This window comes from Roseovarius sp. MS2, from assembly GCF_051447875.1.
Taxonomy (GTDB): domain Bacteria; phylum Pseudomonadota; class Alphaproteobacteria; order Rhodobacterales; family Rhodobacteraceae; genus Roseovarius; species Roseovarius mucosus_A.
In genome coordinates this window covers 3976293-3992290 of record NZ_JBKHVF010000001.1, presented here as the reverse complement: position 1 = coordinate 3992290, position 15998 = coordinate 3976293, and the positions used below count along the sequence as shown (strand labels likewise).

Below are 15998 nucleotides of genomic sequence, written 5' to 3'. Positions count from 1 at the left end.
GCGTAGTTCCGGCCAGCCCAGGATCAGGCACATGCCGCACGCGATACCTACTGAAATTTCCTGTGATACGCCTGTTCCACTTGCGCGTCGGGCGCGCGGCGGGCGCGCCGCCATGCAGGTGCGCCGGGGCACCGGGGCGGGGGCCGGGGTGAACCCGCTGCATGTTCCCTATATCACGCGGGGTATTCCCACCCATGACATCGCGTCAGAGGAATCGTTAGAGGCGATTATCGCCACCGCAGATCGAATTCTGGCCGAAATCGGGATCGAGTTTCGCGAAGACCCAGAGACAGTGCGACTGTTTCAGCAAGCCGGGGGCAAGGCGCGCGAGGTGGGGCCAGAGGCGTGGAATGTCACGTTTGAGCCGGGGTTGATCCGGGGTCTTTTGGCCACTGCTCCGGCGGAATTCACACAGCATGCGCGCAATCCGGCCAAATCGGTGCGGATCGGCGGCAAGTCGATGGTGTTTGCACCCGCCTATGGGTCGCCCTTCGTGATGGATCTGGACAAGGGGCGGCGCTATGGCACGATTGAGGATTTCCAGAACCTAATCAAGCTGGCGCAATCCTCGCCCTGGCTGCATCATTCGGGTGGCACGATCTGTGAGCCGACGGATATTCCGGTGAACAAGCGGCATCTGGATATGGTTTACGCGCACATGCGCTTTTCGGACCGGGCCTTTCTGGGCTCGATCACCGCGCCGGAGCGGGCTGAGGATAGTATCGAGATGTGCCGCATCCTGTTTGGGGCGGAGTACGTCGACAGCCATTGCGTGATCATGGGCAATTTCAATTCGACCTCGCCCTTGGTCTGGGATGGGGTGAGCACGCGGGGTATTCGCGCCTATGCGGCTGCCGGTCAGGGATCCATCCATCTGCCGTTTCTGTTGGGGGGCGCTGTATCGCCGCTGACCATGCCGGGGGCGATTGCGCAATGTCTGGCCGAAAGCATGGTGGGATGTGCGCTGACGCAATTGGTGCGGCCCGGGGCACCGGCAATTCTGGGCAGTTTCCTGTCGTCGATGTCGCTGCGCACCGGATCACCCACGTTCGGCACGCCCGAGCCTGCGTTGGGATCGCTGGTGATGGGGCAGATCGCGCGGCGGCTGAAGATGCCGTTGCGTTGTGCGGGCAATTTCAGCACCTCAAAGCTGCCGGATGGGCAGGCGATGACGCAGGCGATGATGTCGATGATGTCGGCAGTGAATGGCGGGGCCAATTTCATCCTGCATTCGGCAGGGTTCCTCGATGGGTTGCTGTCGATGTCCTATGAAAAGCTGATGTTGGATATGGATATGTGCGGCGCGCTGCATGCGTGGCTTAAGGGGTTGGAGGTCAACGAGGACACGCTGGCCTTCGAGGCCTTGGCCGAGAAGGGGCCGGGAGAGCATATGTTTGGCTGTGCCCATACCCTGCGCCATTACGAGACCGCCTATTGGGATAGCGGGCTGGACGACAACACCACCTATGAGACATGGTCGGAGGCGGGGGGCGTCGATGCGATGACGCGCGCCAATGGCGCGTGGAAAGCGGTGTTGGCGACGTATGAGGCGCCACCGCTTGACGCGGGCATTGAGGGGGCGCTCTGCGATTTCATCGCGCAGCGCAAATCCGAGATGGCCGACGCCTGGTATTGAAACGAATTGACGAAAGGCAACGCCCATGTCGCGTGACCCGCTGCTGCAACCCTATCAACTCAAGCATCTGACGCTGAAGAACCGGATCATGACCACGAGCCATGAACCGGCCTATCCCGAAGAGGGCATGCCCAAGGCGCGCTATACCGCCTATCACGCCGAGCGTGCAAAGGCGGGCGTGGCGCTGGCGATGACCGCAGGGTCGGCGGCTGTGTCCAAGGACAGCCCGCCCGTGTTCAACAATGTTCTGGCCTATAAAGACGAGGTGGTGCCCTATATCCGGCAGTTGACCGATGCCTGTCACGAGCATGGCTGTGCGGTCATGATCCAGCTTACGCATCTGGGGCGGCGCACGGGCTGGTCCAAAGGGGATTGGTTGCCGTCTGTGTCCTCGACCAAGCATCGCGAACCGGCGCACCGGGCCTTTCCCAAGCTGGCGGAGGATTGGGATATTGCGCGCATCATTACGGATTTCGTCGATGCCACGGAGCGGATGAAAGAGGGGGGCATGGATGGGATCGAGTTGCAGGTGTATGGCCATCTGCTCGATCAGTTCTGGTCGCCGCTGACCAATGATCTGGACGGGCCCTATGGTGGGCAGAGCCTTGAGAGCCGGATGAAGCTGCTTTTGGATGTGCTGGCCGCCATTCGCAAGCGGGTAGGCACTGAGTTTATCGTAGGTCTTCGCTATACGGCGGATGAGGCCGAGGCGGGGGGGATCACGCCAGAGGAGGGTTTGGAGATTTCCAAGCGGCTGGCGGCCACCGGCATGATCGATTTCCTTAATGTGATCCGGGGGCGTATTCATACCGATCCGGCGATGACCGATGTGATCCCGGTGCAGGGGATGCGATCTGCGCCGCATTTGGATTTCGCGGGGGCGGTCAGGGCGGCGACAGGCATGCCCACGTTCCACGCCGCCAAGATCCCCGATGTGGCAACTGCGCGGCACGCGATCCAAGCGGGGCTTTTGGATATGGTTGGCATGACGCGGGCGCATATGGCGGACCCGCATATCGTGCGCAAAATCATCGAGGGGCGCGAGGCGGATATTCGGCCCTGTGTCGGCGCGACCTTCTGTCTGGACCGGATTTATGCAGCAGGTGAGGCGCTGTGCATTCACAACGCCGCCACGGGCCGTGAATTGACCATGCCGCATGAGATTGCCCCGGCTGAGACACGCAAGAAGGTGGTGATCGTGGGCGCAGGGCCTGCGGGGCTGGAGGCGGCGCGCGTGGCTGCAGAGCGCGGCCATGATGTGACCGTGTTCGAGGCGCAGCCCGATCCGGGGGGGCAAATCCGGCTGACCGCGCTTAATCCTCGTCGGCGCGAGATGATCAGCATTATCAACTGGCGTATGGCGCAATGCGCGGCGCGCGATGTGGTCTTTCACTTCAACACCGTCGCCGAGGCCGAGGATGTGACCGCCCTTAACCCCGATGTGGTGATTGTGGCCACAGGGGGCCTGCCCAATCGCGAGCTTTTTGAAAGTGGCAAAGAGCAAGAGTTGGTTGTCACGGCCTGGGATTTGATTTCGGGCGATGTGAAGCCGGGGCAGACTGTCCTTATCTATGATGAAAGCGGCGATCATCCGGGGTTGATGGCGGCAGAGGTTGCGGCCAATGCCGGGGCGAGCGTTGAGGTGATGACACCGGACCGGGTCTTTGCACCCGATATCATGGCGATGAATCTGGTGCCATACATGCGCAGCCTGCAGGACAAGGATGTGACCTTTACCGTGACGCGGCGGCTTTTGGATGTGACGCGGGACGGCAACCGGCTGAAGGCCAAGATCGGCACGGATTATAGTAAGTTCACCTCTGAGAAGACCTATGATCAGGTAGTGGTGAATTATGGTACGCTGCCGCTCGATGATCTTTACTTCGAGCTGAAGCCCCTGTCGCGCAATCTGGGCGAGGTGGATCAGGATGCGCTGATTGCCGGAGATGCGCAGGCGGTTGACAGCAATCCCGAGGGCGCGTTCCAGTTGTTTCGGATTGGCGATGCGGTGTCGTCGCGCAATACCCATGCAGCGATTTATGATGCGCTGCGGCTGATGAAGGACATCTGACGTGCGGCTGGGGTTTCTGGGTACCGGCACCATTTCCGAGGCGGTGGTGCGGGCGCTGGCCCCTGAGGGGCATGAGATCGCGGTATCAGAGCGCAATGCTGGGCGAGCGGCGCGGCTGGCGGGGGATTTTACTAATGTGACCGTCGCGGCCAATCAGCCTGTGGTGGACGCGAGCGAGGTCGTGTTTCTTGGGCTTATGGCGGAGCTTGCGGCAGAGGTTTTGGGAAAGCTGCGGTTCCGGGCAGATCAGCGGGTGGTGTCCTTTATGGCGGGGATGCCGCTGGATGAGGTGGCGGCGTTGGTGGCCCCGGCGCGGGCCGAGGCGGTGATGCTGCCCTATCCGGGGATTGCGCAGGGTGGATCACCCATTCTGGCGCTGGGTAAGGTTGGGGTGATCGAGGCGCTTTTTGCGCCTGCCAACACGGTTTACAGCTTGCGCGACCGGGCGGAGTTGGAGGCGTATCTATGTGCGCAAGCGGTATTGTCGCCCGCGGTGCAGATGGTCAGCGGCGCGGCGGACTGGCTGGGCGGGGGCGAGGCGTTTTTGCGGCATCTGGTGGGAAGCAGCCTGATGAGCGGGGCGTGTCAGCCGATGCTGGACGCGCTCAACACGGAGGGCGGATATAATCAGCGCCTTAGGCAGCATATGGAGGGGGCGGGGATGCGCGCGGCGTTGAGCGAGGGTCTGGACCGTTTGGCGGACAAGGGATGAGTGCGTTTTCGCATGTGTTTCGCCCTGCTGTGCTGGCGGGGCATGTCCTGCGTAATCGGGTGGTGTTTGGGGCGCATACGACGAATATGGCCGAGGACGGTCTGCCGGGCGCGCGGCATATTGCCTATTACGAAGAGCGGGCCATTGGCGGGGCTGCGATGATTGTCGTTGAGCCTATGCCGGTGCATCGCACCGCCGTGTTGACGCGGGGCAATTTCCGGCATTCCTCGGATGAGGTGATCCCGGCCTTTGCCAAGCTGACGCAGGCTGTCAAACGGCATGGCGCGGTGGTGGTGCAGCAGCTTTATCACGTGGGCGCGCATGGCGATCAGGACAATAGCTGGCACGCGGCATGGTCGCCCTCGGGCGGGCCAAGCTGGCATGACAGTGACGGCAGTCACGAGATGAGCGGCGCGGAAATCGAGGAAATCATTGAGAGCTTTGTAGCGGCGGCGCTGCGCTGTCAGAAAGCCGGGTTTGACGGGGTCGAGGTCTGGGCCGCCTATCATTGTCTGCTGGATCAGTTCTGGACGCCGATGTCGAACACGCGGGACGATGAGTGGGGCGGCAGCCTTGAGAACCGCACGCGGTTTTCGCGCGAAATCCTGCGCAGGGTGCGGGCAGCCTGTGGGCCGGGGTTTATTGTCGGACTGTCGGTGAGTGATGGTTCGACCGTCGAGGCGACGCTGGGGCATGAGGCCATGGCGGAGGTTGTGGCGTTGCATGATGCCGAAGGGTTGATGGATTATGTGACCTGCGGGTCAGGCAGCTATCTGGATTATCATCCCTTGATGCCGACATTTCTATATCCTGAAAAGCTGGGGGTTGATCTGGCGGCGCGGCTAAAGGGCGTGGTGCGACATGCCTTGGTGACGGCGGAAAGCCATATTCGCACGCCCGAGAATGCCAATACGGTGCTGGGCGCAGGCGAGGCCGACATGGTCTCGATCGTGCGCGGGCAGATTGCCGATCCACATCTGGTGGCCAAGGCCGAAGCGGGGCGCCCCGAAGATGTGCGGGGCTGCATTTCGTGCAATCAGCAATGCTGGGGGCGGCGCAGCCGGGATTACTGGATTTCCTGCCTGATCAACCCGTCGGTGGGATGGGAGCATCAATGGGGCGGTGATCGGTTCCGCCCGGCGGAGCAGGTCCTTACTGTGCTGGTTGTGGGCGCTGGGCCTGCGGGGCTGGAGGCCGCGCGGGTCGCGGCAGAGCGTGGGCACCGGGTGTGTCTGCATGAGGCCGGGCCGGAGTTGGGCGGGCAGTTCCGGTTGGCGGGGCTGCAGCCAAGGCGGGCGCAGATCTTGGACCTGCTGGGCTGGTATGCGCGGCAGTTGGAGCGCTTGGGCGTCGAGATGCATTTTAACAGCTATCTGGACGCGGGCGAGATTGCTGCGATGGGGGCGGATCAGGTGATCCTCGCCACCGGGTCTTTGCCTGCGGGCACCGGGTTTCAAAAGGTGATACCGCATCTGTCGGCGCTGCCGGGGCTGGATGGCAATGTCTGGCCGGTCGAGGATGTGATGGGACGCGCGGCGCGGCTGGGGCCCCGGGTGATCGTGCTGGATGAGGGCGGCAATTGGCGGGGGGGTGGCACCGCCTGGCATCTGGCCGAGGCGGGGCATCAGGTGGTGATCGTGACGCCACAGGCCGTTGTCGGGCGCGAATTGGAGCGGTCTGCCGCCGATGTGCCGCTCAGGCGGCGTCTGGCGGCGCTGGGCGTGCGGTTTGTGACCGAGAGCGCCATCACTGGCTGGCAGAACGGCGGGGCCGAGGTGGTGGACCTTTTGACCGGCGCGCGGTCTCATGTGGCGGCGGATAGTCTGGTGTTGGCGACGACCAATCGGGCGGATGTGAGCCTGCGTCACGGATTGGCTGATCTGGGCATTTCGGCGGCGCTGATTGGCGATGCCCATGCCCCACGACTGGCGGCGCAGGCGTTTCACGATGGGCGCAAACTGGCGCTTAGCCTGTGAGGTCAAGAGCCTTGTAAGGAGAGCGGCCGCGACATACGATCCGAGCAAAAGGGAGGAAGAGCGCGGCGGCGGTTGCCGGTGCTCTTGCGGTATGCTCAAGCCGTTGGGTCGACATGGAATTTCTGGAGTATTCGCATAATCTCTGGTTGGTCGTTGCGTCACTGAGCGTGTCGCTTGTGGCAGCCTTTACCGGGTTTTCGCTGACCCGTGGCATTGCGGCGCAACCCGTAGCGATGCGTAAACTTTCCGTGACCTTGGCGGCGATTGCGCTGGGCGGTGGCATCTGGTCGATGCATTTCGTGGCGATGCTGGGGCTGCAACTGCCGATCCCGATTTATTACGATGCGATGATCACGCTGGGATCGGCGCTGATTGCAATCCTGATGGTAGGGGCGGCGCTGCTGCTCTTGCATTTCTATCCGCGCACGCGGGCGAGCCTGACGGCGGCGGGCTGTGTCATCGGTCTTGGCATTGTGGCGATGCATTATCTGGGCATGTCTGGGCTACAGCTTTGCCGGGCGGTTTACACGCTGCCGGGGGTGGTGTTTGCGGTGCTGGCCGCCTGTGGGCTGAGCGTGGCGGCGATTTGGGTGGCCTATGGTCAGCGGCGGCCGCGCAATATTCTGCTGGGCACATTGGCCTTTGGCTTTGCCGTGTTCCTTGTGCATTTCGCGGCGGTGTTCGGCACACGGTTTGTGGCAGTGCCAACGGCGCAGGAGATCGGCCCGTTGATGGGCAATGAGGTTTTGGCGCTGGGGGTGCTGGTCAGTTCGTTTGTTCTGTGCGGGGCGTTCTTGCTGACGGGGGTCACGTTTCTGGCGCAGGGGGCCAAAGCGGAGGGGGCTTTGCCTGTTGAGGCAGAGGTCAAACCCGTCCAAGTCTTGCAGCGCATTCCCTATGAGCATCACGGGCAGACCCATTTCATCGACGCGCGTGATGTGGCATTTTTGCGGGCCGAGGGGCATTACACGCTGCTCTATACCGGGGCCAACAAGCATTTTTGCACGTGGTCAATCACCGAGGCCGAGCGGCGGTTGAGCCCCGGTCCGTTCCTTAAGGTGCATCGTAGCTATCTGGTCAATCCGGCGCATGTCTCGCATTTCGAGCGGCGTAAGGACAATGGGCTGTGCTATTTTCGCCTTGGCGGGCAAGACGTTACCACGCCTGTCAGCCGCTCGCGTCTGGCAGAGTTGCGCGAGGCTTTGGGGGTCTGAGCGCTGGCCCGCTCGGTCTGGTTTACTTTCCTTAAACCTTTGACGGTCTGATGCCTCTCAAGCGGGCAAGAGGCCCGGCGTCAGCGGGATCAAGGAGAGTAACGCGATGATACTGGATTTTTTCCGGCAAGGGGGCGGTGCCCCCGACGCGGCACCCGAACAAAAGGCAAGCGCGGCTGGCCGTGTGATGGCGTGGCATGGCGCGGGGCGTGTGGCCTGGAGCCCGCGCGATACCGTCAGCCTGACGCGCACCGGGTTTTCGGGAAATCCGGTGGGGTTTCGTTGTGTGAAGATGATTGCTGAGGCGGCGGCGGCGCTGCCGCTGGTGTTGCAGAATTCTGAGCAGCGCTTTGCCGTGCATCCGGTGCTGAGCCTGATCAAATGCCCCAATCCGGCGCAGGGGCGGGCGGAGCTTTTTGAGGCGCTTTATGGCCAGCTCTTGTTGACGGGCAATGCCTATATCGAGGCGGTGGGCGCGGGGGGCATGCCGTTGGAGCTGCATGTGCTGCGCTCTGACCGGATGAGCGTGGTGCCGGGGGCGGATGGCTGGCCCGTGGCCTATGAATATGCCGTGGCGGGGCGCAAGCATCGGTTCGATGTGCGCGAGGGCGTTCCTTGCGTCTGTCATATCAAGACCTTTCACCCTCAGGACGACCATTATGGGCTGTCGCCTTTGCAGGCGGCGGCGCAGGCGGTGGATGTGCATAATTCGGCAAGCCGTTGGTCGAAGGCGCTTTTGGACAATGCGGCGCGCCCCTCGGGTGCGATTGTCTATAAGGGGCCGGAGGGACAGGGGGCGATGTCTGGCGATCAATATGACCGGCTGGTCAGCGAGATGGAGGCGCATCATCAGGGCGCGCGCAATGCCGGGCGGCCGATGCTGTTAGAGGGCGGGCTGGATTGGAAGCCGATGGGGTTCAGCCCATCGGACATGGAATTCCAGAAGACCAAGGAGAGCGCGGCGCGCGAGATTGCGCTGGCCTTTGGCGTGCCGCCGATGCTGCTCGGTATTCCCGGCGATGCGACATTCGCGAATTATCAGGAGGCCAACCGCGCGTTTTATCGGCTGACGGTGTTGCCTTTGGCCATGCGGGTGGCTGCGACGGTATCGGCCTGGCTGGGGCGGATGAGCGGCGAGGCGTTGGATCTTGTTCCCGATCTGGATCAGGTGCCGGCGCTGGCAGCGGAGCGTGATGCGCAATGGGCACGGGTGAGTGGGGCAGACTTTCTGAGCGATGGAGAAAAGCGCAGCCTTTTGGGACTGCCTGCACTGGCGGCGGAGGAGGTCAATGGCTGAGCGGGGAGTGCCGCCGCCGCGCTATGGGTTCGAGGCGTTCGACTGTGCGCCGGGGCTGCGAATGGAGGCGCATGAGCGGGTTTCAGAGTTTCAGACCCGCGCGATGACCGAGCGGATGGAGCGCACCGAGGCGGCCTTGGAGCGGCTGGAGCGGCGATTGTGGCTGGCGGTTTACGGTGTGGTGGCAGCGATCCTCGCGCAGGCGTTTCAGCCGCTTTTGGCGGTATTGCCGGGGTGAGGCAGAGCGAAAGGATGAAACAAATGGACATGGCTACAGGGCTGGAACGCAAATTCGCGCGGCTGGATGGGGCGGTGCTGAGCGTGAGCGAGGCGGGGCAGATCGAGGGCTATGCCAGCCTGTTTGGCGCGCCCGACCAAGGGGGCGATATTGTCGAGCGGGGGGCCTATGCGGCCTCTCTCGGGCGGCTGGCCAAGGAGGGGCGGCGCGTCAAGATGCTGTGGCAGCATGATCCGGCGCAACCGATCGGCATTTGGGATGAGGTGCGCGAGGATGCGCGGGGTCTGTGGGTCAAGGGGCGGCTTTTGGAAAGTGTCGCGCGTGCGCGTGAGGCGGCAGCGCTGATCGCGGCGGGGGCGATTGATGGCCTCAGCATTGGATACCGGACGCTGCGCGCGGTGAAGAATGACAAGGGCCAGCGGCTCTTGACGGAACTGGAGCTGTGGGAAGTGTCGCTGGTGACCTTCCCGATGCTGCCCAGTGCGCGGGTGACGGCCAAGGGCGATGCCCCCGAGGCCCAAGCCCTGCGCGAGATGGCGGCGGCGTTCGACGCGGCCCGCCGGGAGATGGCGCAGGTGTAGCGCCCGAGCGAGGACCCAAACCTGAAGGATGGAATGATGATGACCCAAGCAAAGGCTCGGGCCGGGGAAGATCTGTCTCCGGTGGCCGAGGTGAAATCCGCAGTGGCGGGGTTTCTGAGCGAATTCAGCGGCTTTCGGGCCGAAATTCACAACCGACTGCAACAGCAAGAAGAGAAAATGACCATGTTTGAACGCAAATCCATCGCGCTTGCGCGTCCGCATCTGGCGGCCAGTTCTGACGGCTCTGCGCCGCATCGCAAGGCGTTTGACGCCTATCTACGCGGTGGCGACGATGACGGGCTGCGCGGCCTCGAATTGGAGGGCAAGGCGCTGAACACCGCCATCGCGGGGGAGGGCGGCTATCTGGTCGATCCGCAAACCGCCGAGACGATCCGCTCGGTGCTGAGGTCCACCGCGTCGATCCGGGCGGTTGCCAATGTGGTGGCGGTCGAGGCCACCAGCTTTGATGTGCTGGTGGATCACACCGATGTGGGCCATGGCTGGGCCACGGAAAGCGGCACAGTATCCGAGAGCGATACGCCGGTGATCGACCGGATCAGCATCCCGCTGCATGAGTTGAGCGCGTTGCCCAAGGCCAGCCAGCGGTTGCTGGATGACAGTGCCTTTGACGTCGAGGGCTGGCTGGCAGGGCGCATCGCCGACAAGTTCGCGCGCGCCGAGGCGGCGGCCTTTGTGTCGGGCGATGGGGTGGACAAGCCGCGCGGGTTCCTGACGCATCCGAATGTGGACAATGATGTCTGGGTCTGGGGCAATCTGGGATATGTGCCAACCGGTGTTGCGGGTGCGATTTCGGGGCCTGATCCGATTGTCGATCTGGTCTACGCCCTGGGCGCACAGTATCGGGCGAACGGCACCTTTGTGATGAATTCCAAAACCGCAGGCACCATTCGCAAGATGAAGGATGCCGATGGGCGGTTCCTGTGGTCGGATGGTCTGGCCGCCGGAGAACCTGCGCGGCTGATGGGTTACCCGGTGCTGATCGCCGAGGATATGCCCGACATCGCGACCGGGGCCAATGCCATCGCCTTTGGCGATTTTCACGCGGGCTATACCGTGGCCGAGCGCCCGGATTTGCGGGTGTTGCGTGATCCCTACAGCGCCAAGCCGCATGTCCTGTTCTACGCGACCAAGCGAGTGGGCGGCGATGTGTCCGATTTCAAGGCGATCAAGCTTTTGAAGTTTGCCGTTTCCTGAGGACGCGGCGACGGGGCGGGGGTGATCCCCTCGTCCCGGGGCGCGTGCTGTTCGGGCGAGGCGTTGTCCAACTGTCCCCTCCGTCCGTGCAACGCGGAATGGCGCGCGCCTGAACCACCGGAGGGGTCCGGGATAAATGGAGTAGGTCCATGATGTTAATCGAAGAAACTGCGGTGCCCCTGGCCGCGCTGCCGCTGGCGGAGTTCAAGGCGCATCTGCGGTTGGGCACGGGCTTTGCCGATGACGATATCCAGGACCCGGTTCTGGAAAGTTTTCTGCGTGCGTCGCTGGCGGCGATTGAGGGGCGCACCGGTAAGGTCTTGCTGGAGCGCGAATTTTCTTGGGCGGTGCATCACTGGAGGGATGCGACAGGCCAGGCCTTGCCGGTGGCACCCGTGCGGGCGCTGCTGAGCCTTGGGTTGCGCAACCGGGCGGATGAGGTCGAGGTGATTGACCCCGCGCATTACCGGCTGGAGCAGGATGTGCATCGGCCTGTGCTGCGGCCTGTGGGCACGTTCCTGCCCGTGATTGTGCGCGGGGGTGTTGCAGAGGTTCGGTTTCGCGCGGGCTTTGGCGTGGGTTGGGGGGATCTGCCCGCAGATCTGGCGCAAGCCGTGTTGATGCTGGCGGCGCATTATTACGAGTACCGGCATGACCTGAGCCTGAGCAGCGGCTGCATGCCCTTTGGTGTGGCCAGCCTGATCGAGCGCTATCGCACGGTGCGGCTGTTGGGCGGGGGTGCCCGGTGATGGCGCGCCCGAGGCTGAACCGGCCCCTCGTGCTGGAGGCGGCGGTGCGTCTGTCCGACGGGGCGGGGGGTGTTACGGAAGTCTGGGAGGTGCGCGGCACGCTTTGGGCTGAGGTTGCCGCGCGCACGGCCCGAGAGGCGGAGGTGGGCGGCGCGGCTGTGGCGCGCGCCGCCTATCGGATTACGGTGCGCGCTGCACCGCAGGGGGCAGCGTCGCGACCAGAGGCCGGAAACAGGTTGCGCGATGGTGCGCGCGAATTCGCAATCCTGTCGGTCACAGAGGCGGATATGGGCGGGCAATACCTGTCTCTCTGGGCGCAAGAGGAGGTGGTGCCATGAGCTATGCGATGGCGGCGGGATTACAGGCGGCGGTTTATCAGCGGCTGGTGCAGGATGTGGCATTAAGCGCACTGGTGGGCGGTGCGATTCATGATGCGGTGCCACCCGGACGGGTGCCGCCGCTCTATGTGATGCTTGGCCCTGAGGAGGTTCGCGCACGTGGCGATGGCAGCGCTGGCGGGGCTTGGCACCGCTTCACCGTCACCGTTGTCAGCGAGAGTGGCGGGTTTCAAGAGGCCAAGGCCGTGGCGGGCGCTGTCAGCGATGCGCTGGTGGGGGCGGAATTGTCGCTGACGCGCGGACGGGTGAGCAGCCTGAATTTCCTGCGTGCCCGCGCGCGGCGCGAAACAGGCGGACAGGCGCGGCGGATCGAGCTGACCTTTCAGGCGCGCGTGGATGATGGCGCTTAACCTTTAAACTCTGGAGTGACGACAATGGCTGTACAGAATGGCAAGGATCTGCTGGTCAAGATTGACCTCAATGGCAGCGGCAATTTTCAGACGGTGGCGGGGCTACGGGCCACCCGCGTGAGTTTCAACGCCGAGAGCGTGGATGTGACCAGCCTTGAGTCGGCGGGCGGGTGGCGCGAATTGCTGGCGGGGGCGGGTGTTAAATCTGCAAGCATCAGCGGATCGGGTATTTTCCGCGATGCGACAAGCGATGCGCGGGCGCGGCAGATCTTCTTTGATGGGGAAATGCCGGATTTTCAGGTGGTGATTCCGGATTTTGGCACCATCGAGGGGCCCTTCCAAGTGACGGCGATCGAATATGGCGGCACCCATGATGGTGAGGCGACATATGAGTTGGCGCTCGCCTCGGCCGGGCAACTGACCTTTACGGTGCTGTGATCCGATGGCCAACCCCTGGGCAGGCGAGGTGGCGTTGGTGATCGGCGGAGAGCGGCAGGTGATGCGCCTTACGCTGGGCGCGCTGGCCGAGTTGGAGGCGGGGTTGGCGAGCGGTTCGCTTGTCGATCTGGTGGCGCGGTTCGAAGGGGGCGCGTTTTCCACCCGCGATGTGCTGGCTCTGATCGTGGCGGGGCTGCGTGGCGGTGGCTGGCGCGGATCGGCGGCGGATTTGCTGAGTGCCGACATCGAAGGCGGGCCGTTGGCGGCGGCGCGGGCGGCGGCAGAGCTTTTGGCGCGGGCCTTTGCCTTGCCAGAGGGGGCCGCATGAGCGGGCGGTTTGACTGGCCTGCGTTGATGCGCGCGGGGCTTCAGGAATTGGGCCTCAAACCAGCCGAGTTCTGGGCGCTGACGCCGGTCGAATTGCGCCTGATGCTGGGGGAGCGGCAGGGCGTGACCCCGATGGCGCGCGCTGGATTGGAGGCGCTCTTGCGCGCCTTTCCCGATGGAAAAGGAGAGATGAGCGATGGATGAGTTGGAGGCGCAGATTGCCGCCCTTGATGATGCGATGGGGCAGACGACCAGTATGGCGGCGGCCTTTGGCGCAGAACTGGCGCGGGTGCGGGGCGGCTTTGCCGGCGCCGAACAGGATGTGCAATCGCTGGAGCGGGGGTTGAGCCGGGGCCTGCGTGGGGCCATCCGGGGGGCTGTGGTTGATGGCGACGGCCTGTCGGACAGTTTGCGGCGGTTGGCCACGATCATGGTCAATACCGCATTCAACGACGCTGCACGTCCGGTGACGGATCAAATTGGTGGCCTGATTTCGCAGGGGATCGGCAGCTTGGTGGGGGGGCTTTTCCCCTTTGCCAAGGGGGCGTCTTTTTCGCAGGGGCGGGTGCAGCCCTTTGCCAATGGTGGCGTCGTGAATGGTCCGGTTATGTTTCCGATGCGGGGTGGCACCGGATTGATGGGCGAGGCTGGACCAGAGGCGATCATGCCGCTCAGTCGTGGTCCGGATGGGCGTTTGGGCGTGCGCGCGCAGGGCGGCGGGGCGGTAAGCGTGGTGATGAATATCCAGACCCCCGATGCCGAGGGGTTTCGCCGCTCGCAAGGGCAGATCGCGGCGCAACTGGGCCGCGTGATCGGGCGCGGCGGGCGCAATCGCTGAAAGGGAGTGGGACATGGGATTTCACGAGGTCAGATTTCCGGCAAGCCTGAGTTTCGGCTCGCTTGGTGGGCCGGAGCGGTTGACGGATATCGTCACGCTCGCCAACGGGTTCGAGGAGCGCAACACGCCTTGGGCGCAGGCGCGCAGACGCTATGATGCGGGTGTGGCGCTTCGGTCTCTGGACGATATCGAGGCGTTGATCGCGTTTTTCGAGGCGCGGCGCGGGCAGCTTTTTGGCTTTCGCTGGAAGGATTGGACTGATTTCAAATCGGGCCGGGCCAAGGCTGCGCCGGATTACCGGGATCAGGAAATTGGCGTTGGCGATGATGCGACTGTCGCCTTTCCACTGGTCAAGTCCTATCGGTCAGGGGATCAGATCGTGCTGCGGCCAATTGTGAAGCCGGTCACGGGCACAGTGCGCCTGGGTCTTGATAATGTCGAGATGCAGGACGGCGTGCATTACACAGTTGATACCGCCACCGGGATTGTCACCTTTTCCGAGCCGCCCAATCGCGGCGTGCCGATCACGGCGGGATATGAATTTGATGTGCCTGTGCGGTTTGATACAGACCGCATTCAAACCAGCCTTGCCAGTTTTCAGGCAGGCGAGGTGCCCAATGTGCCGGTGGTGGAGATCCGAGTATGACCGGTCTGTTGGAGCATCTCGGCACAGGTGTGACCACCACCTGCCGCGCTTGGGCGCTGACGCGGCGTGACGGGGTGGTGATGGGGTTCACCGATCACGACCGGCTGTTGGCCTTTGAGGGAATTGCGTTTCGCCCCGACACCGGGTTGAGCGCCTTGGCCTTGCAGCAGACGACGGGGTTGTCGGTGGACAATACCGAAGCCTTGGGCGCGCTGAACGATGCCGCCATCCGTGAGGCGGATATCGAGGCGGGGCGCTATGACGGCGCGGAACTGCGCGCGTGGCTTGTGAACTGGCAGGATGTGGCGGCGCGGCGCCTGCTCTTTCGCGGCAGCATTGGCGAGTTGCGGCGTGCGGGCGGGGCGTTTGAGGCCGAGCTGCGCGGGCTGACCGACGCGCTCAACGTTCCCTTGGGGCGGGTCTATCAAAAGGCGTGCAGCGCCGTTCTGGGGGATCGCGATTGTCGCTTTGATCTGGATACGCCGGGGTATGTTTCAGAGCGGCCCGCCGAGGAGGTGGAGGAGAACCGCGTGTTTCGCTTTGCTGAGATGGGCGGGTTTGCCGAAGACTGGTTTCGCCACGGCGTGCTCCGGGTTTTGAGCGGCGCGGCGGCGGGCTTGATCGGGCTGATCAAGCGAGACCGGACCGAAGGCACGGGGCGGGTGATCGAGCTTTGGCATCCTCTAGGGGCTAAGGTTATGCCCGGTGATGCGCTGCGGATTGAGGCTGGGTGCGACAAGCGTCGCGGGACTTGTCAGTTCAAGTTTGACAATCTTTTGAACTTTCAAGGGTTTCCGGACATCCCTGGCGATGACTGGACGATTACCGATCCCAGCAAGGCGCCGCGTCTGGATGGCGGGAGCCGCAGGTGAGCGGGCAGGGGGCGCGGATTGTGGCGACGGCGCGGGGCTGGATCGGCACGCCGTATCGGCATCAGGCGGCCTGTCGCGGGGCGGGCTGCGATTGTCTGGGGCTGGTGCGAGGGCTGTGGCGCGAGATGTGCGGTGCGGAGCCGGAACGCCCCCCCGCCTATTCGATGGATTGGTCAGAACCGGCGCGGCAAGAGGTGCTGTGGCAGGCGGCGGCGCGGCATTTGCTGGTGAAAGATTTGACCGAAGAGGCGGCAGGTGACGTGATCCTCTTTCGCATGCGTGAGGGGGCGGTTGCCAAACATCTGGGCGTGGTCGCGGAACTGGGCGCGCGCGCAAGTTTCATTCACGCCTATTCGGGGCATGGCGTGGTGGAGACCGCGCTGAGCGCGCCTTGGCGGCGGCGCATTGTGGCGCGATTTGCATTTCCCGAGGAGGGCTGA

General features: G+C 63.6%; 19 protein-coding genes. All 19 read left to right on the top strand.

What is annotated here, in order from left to right; translation table 11 throughout:
• Positions 1 to 31: 31 nt before the first annotated feature.
• Positions 32 to 1636 (top strand): trimethylamine methyltransferase family protein, encoded by a 1605-nt coding sequence (locus ACLGGT_RS19495; protein WP_437197300.1) that lies wholly within the window; start codon positions 32 to 34, stop codon positions 1634 to 1636.
• Positions 1637 to 1661: 25 nt separating this feature from the next.
• Positions 1662 to 3707 (top strand): FAD-dependent oxidoreductase, encoded by a 2046-nt coding sequence (locus tag ACLGGT_RS19490; RefSeq protein WP_437197299.1) that lies wholly within the window; start codon positions 1662 to 1664, stop codon positions 3705 to 3707.
• A 1-nt stretch (position 3708) separates the two neighbouring features.
• The gene (locus ACLGGT_RS19485; protein ID WP_437197298.1) at positions 3709 to 4419 is read left to right on the top strand and encodes an NAD(P)-binding domain-containing protein; all 711 of its coding nucleotides are present in this window, start codon (positions 3709 to 3711) and stop codon (positions 4417 to 4419) included.
• The gene (locus tag ACLGGT_RS19480) at positions 4416 to 6395 is read left to right on the top strand and encodes an FAD-dependent oxidoreductase (protein WP_437197297.1); all 1980 of its coding nucleotides are present in this window, start codon (positions 4416 to 4418) and stop codon (positions 6393 to 6395) included. Before ACLGGT_RS19485 ends, ACLGGT_RS19480 begins: the two co-directional genes overlap by 4 nt.
• A gap of 113 nt (positions 6396 to 6508) precedes the next feature.
• Positions 6509 to 7609, top strand: coding sequence for an MHYT domain-containing protein (locus ACLGGT_RS19475; RefSeq protein ID WP_008282350.1), 1101 nt, complete (start codon positions 6509 to 6511; stop codon positions 7607 to 7609).
• A gap of 106 nt (positions 7610 to 7715) precedes the next feature.
• Positions 7716 to 8906, top strand: coding sequence for a phage portal protein (locus tag ACLGGT_RS19470; RefSeq protein ID WP_081506440.1), 1191 nt, complete (start codon positions 7716 to 7718; stop codon positions 8904 to 8906).
• The gene (locus ACLGGT_RS19465) at positions 8899 to 9144 is read left to right on the top strand and encodes a GTA head formation protein, RCAP_rcc01685 family (RefSeq protein WP_437197296.1); all 246 of its coding nucleotides are present in this window, start codon (positions 8899 to 8901) and stop codon (positions 9142 to 9144) included. The genes ACLGGT_RS19470 and ACLGGT_RS19465 overlap by 8 nt, the downstream gene beginning before the upstream one ends.
• Before the next feature lie 23 nt (positions 9145 to 9167).
• Positions 9168 to 9725: an HK97 family phage prohead protease gene (locus ACLGGT_RS19460; RefSeq protein WP_437197295.1), complete on the top strand. Its 558-nt coding sequence runs from the start codon at positions 9168 to 9170 to the stop codon at positions 9723 to 9725.
• Between the two features lie 33 nt (positions 9726 to 9758).
• Positions 9759 to 10940: a phage major capsid protein gene (locus ACLGGT_RS19455; RefSeq protein WP_437197294.1), complete on the top strand. Its 1182-nt coding sequence runs from the start codon at positions 9759 to 9761 to the stop codon at positions 10938 to 10940.
• Positions 10941 to 11089: 149 nt separating this feature from the next.
• Complete coding sequence (locus tag ACLGGT_RS19450) at positions 11090 to 11689, top strand: head-tail connector protein (protein ID WP_081506437.1); 600 nt, start codon at positions 11090 to 11092, stop codon at positions 11687 to 11689.
• Complete coding sequence (locus ACLGGT_RS19445; protein WP_437197293.1) at positions 11689 to 12027, top strand: head-tail adaptor protein; 339 nt, start codon at positions 11689 to 11691, stop codon at positions 12025 to 12027. Before ACLGGT_RS19450 ends, ACLGGT_RS19445 begins: the two co-directional genes overlap by 1 nt.
• Positions 12024 to 12437 carry a DUF3168 domain-containing protein gene (locus ACLGGT_RS19440; RefSeq protein ID WP_437197292.1) on the top strand — a complete coding sequence of 138 codons (414 nt, stop codon included), beginning with the start codon at positions 12024 to 12026 and terminating at the stop codon, positions 12435 to 12437. The genes ACLGGT_RS19445 and ACLGGT_RS19440 overlap by 4 nt, the downstream gene beginning before the upstream one ends.
• Positions 12438 to 12461: 24 nt before the next feature.
• Positions 12462 to 12875: a phage major tail protein, TP901-1 family gene (locus ACLGGT_RS19435; RefSeq protein WP_008282342.1), complete on the top strand. Its 414-nt coding sequence runs from the start codon at positions 12462 to 12464 to the stop codon at positions 12873 to 12875.
• 4 nt (positions 12876 to 12879) lie between these two features.
• Positions 12880 to 13203 (top strand): gene transfer agent family protein, encoded by a 324-nt coding sequence (locus tag ACLGGT_RS19430; protein ID WP_008282341.1) that lies wholly within the window; start codon positions 12880 to 12882, stop codon positions 13201 to 13203.
• Positions 13200 to 13406 carry a rcc01693 family protein gene (locus ACLGGT_RS19425; RefSeq protein WP_437197291.1) on the top strand — a complete coding sequence of 69 codons (207 nt, stop codon included), beginning with the start codon at positions 13200 to 13202 and terminating at the stop codon, positions 13404 to 13406. Before ACLGGT_RS19430 ends, ACLGGT_RS19425 begins: the two co-directional genes overlap by 4 nt.
• A complete protein-coding gene (locus tag ACLGGT_RS19420) occupies positions 13399 to 14040 on the top strand; it encodes a phage tail tape measure protein (protein ID WP_081506433.1) in 642 nt (213 codons plus the stop codon). The genes ACLGGT_RS19425 and ACLGGT_RS19420 overlap by 8 nt, the downstream gene beginning before the upstream one ends.
• 13 nt (positions 14041 to 14053) lie before the next feature.
• Positions 14054 to 14686: a DUF2460 domain-containing protein gene (locus tag ACLGGT_RS19415; RefSeq protein WP_151979043.1), complete on the top strand. Its 633-nt coding sequence runs from the start codon at positions 14054 to 14056 to the stop codon at positions 14684 to 14686.
• The gene (locus ACLGGT_RS19410; protein WP_437197290.1) at positions 14683 to 15558 is read left to right on the top strand and encodes a DUF2163 domain-containing protein; all 876 of its coding nucleotides are present in this window, start codon (positions 14683 to 14685) and stop codon (positions 15556 to 15558) included. Before ACLGGT_RS19415 ends, ACLGGT_RS19410 begins: the two co-directional genes overlap by 4 nt.
• Entirely contained in the window at positions 15555 to 15998 is a 444-nt protein-coding gene (locus ACLGGT_RS19405) for an NlpC/P60 family protein (RefSeq protein WP_151979045.1), read from the top strand. The genes ACLGGT_RS19410 and ACLGGT_RS19405 overlap by 4 nt, the downstream gene beginning before the upstream one ends.

What these genes read in the sequence shown, in the direction of transcription:
- ACLGGT_RS19495 (WP_437197300.1), top strand. Translation starts at nt 32, where the DNA reads ATGCCGCACGCGATACCTACTGAAATTTCCTGTGATACGCCTGTTCCA.
- ACLGGT_RS19490 (WP_437197299.1), top strand. Translation starts at nt 1,662, where the DNA reads ATGTCGCGTGACCCGCTGCTGCAACCCTATCAACTCAAGCATCTGACG.
- ACLGGT_RS19480 (WP_437197297.1), top strand. Translation starts at nt 4,416, where the DNA reads ATGAGTGCGTTTTCGCATGTGTTTCGCCCTGCTGTGCTGGCGGGGCAT.
- ACLGGT_RS19475 (WP_008282350.1), top strand. Translation starts at nt 6,509, where the DNA reads ATGGAATTTCTGGAGTATTCGCATAATCTCTGGTTGGTCGTTGCGTCA.
- ACLGGT_RS19470 (WP_081506440.1), top strand. Translation starts at nt 7,716, where the DNA reads ATGATACTGGATTTTTTCCGGCAAGGGGGCGGTGCCCCCGACGCGGCA.
- ACLGGT_RS19465 (WP_437197296.1), top strand. Translation starts at nt 8,899, where the DNA reads ATGGCTGAGCGGGGAGTGCCGCCGCCGCGCTATGGGTTCGAGGCGTTC.
- ACLGGT_RS19460 (WP_437197295.1), top strand. Translation starts at nt 9,168, where the DNA reads ATGGACATGGCTACAGGGCTGGAACGCAAATTCGCGCGGCTGGATGGG.
- ACLGGT_RS19455 (WP_437197294.1), top strand. Translation starts at nt 9,759, where the DNA reads ATGATGATGACCCAAGCAAAGGCTCGGGCCGGGGAAGATCTGTCTCCG.
- ACLGGT_RS19450 (WP_081506437.1), top strand. Translation starts at nt 11,090, where the DNA reads ATGATGTTAATCGAAGAAACTGCGGTGCCCCTGGCCGCGCTGCCGCTG.
- ACLGGT_RS19445 (WP_437197293.1), top strand. Translation starts at nt 11,689, where the DNA reads ATGGCGCGCCCGAGGCTGAACCGGCCCCTCGTGCTGGAGGCGGCGGTG.
- ACLGGT_RS19440 (WP_437197292.1), top strand. Translation starts at nt 12,024, where the DNA reads ATGAGCTATGCGATGGCGGCGGGATTACAGGCGGCGGTTTATCAGCGG.
- ACLGGT_RS19435 (WP_008282342.1), top strand. Translation starts at nt 12,462, where the DNA reads ATGGCTGTACAGAATGGCAAGGATCTGCTGGTCAAGATTGACCTCAAT.
- ACLGGT_RS19430 (WP_008282341.1), top strand. Translation starts at nt 12,880, where the DNA reads ATGGCCAACCCCTGGGCAGGCGAGGTGGCGTTGGTGATCGGCGGAGAG.
- ACLGGT_RS19425 (WP_437197291.1), top strand. Translation starts at nt 13,200, where the DNA reads ATGAGCGGGCGGTTTGACTGGCCTGCGTTGATGCGCGCGGGGCTTCAG.
- ACLGGT_RS19420 (WP_081506433.1), top strand. Translation starts at nt 13,399, where the DNA reads ATGGATGAGTTGGAGGCGCAGATTGCCGCCCTTGATGATGCGATGGGG.
- ACLGGT_RS19415 (WP_151979043.1), top strand. Translation starts at nt 14,054, where the DNA reads ATGGGATTTCACGAGGTCAGATTTCCGGCAAGCCTGAGTTTCGGCTCG.
- ACLGGT_RS19410 (WP_437197290.1), top strand. Translation starts at nt 14,683, where the DNA reads ATGACCGGTCTGTTGGAGCATCTCGGCACAGGTGTGACCACCACCTGC.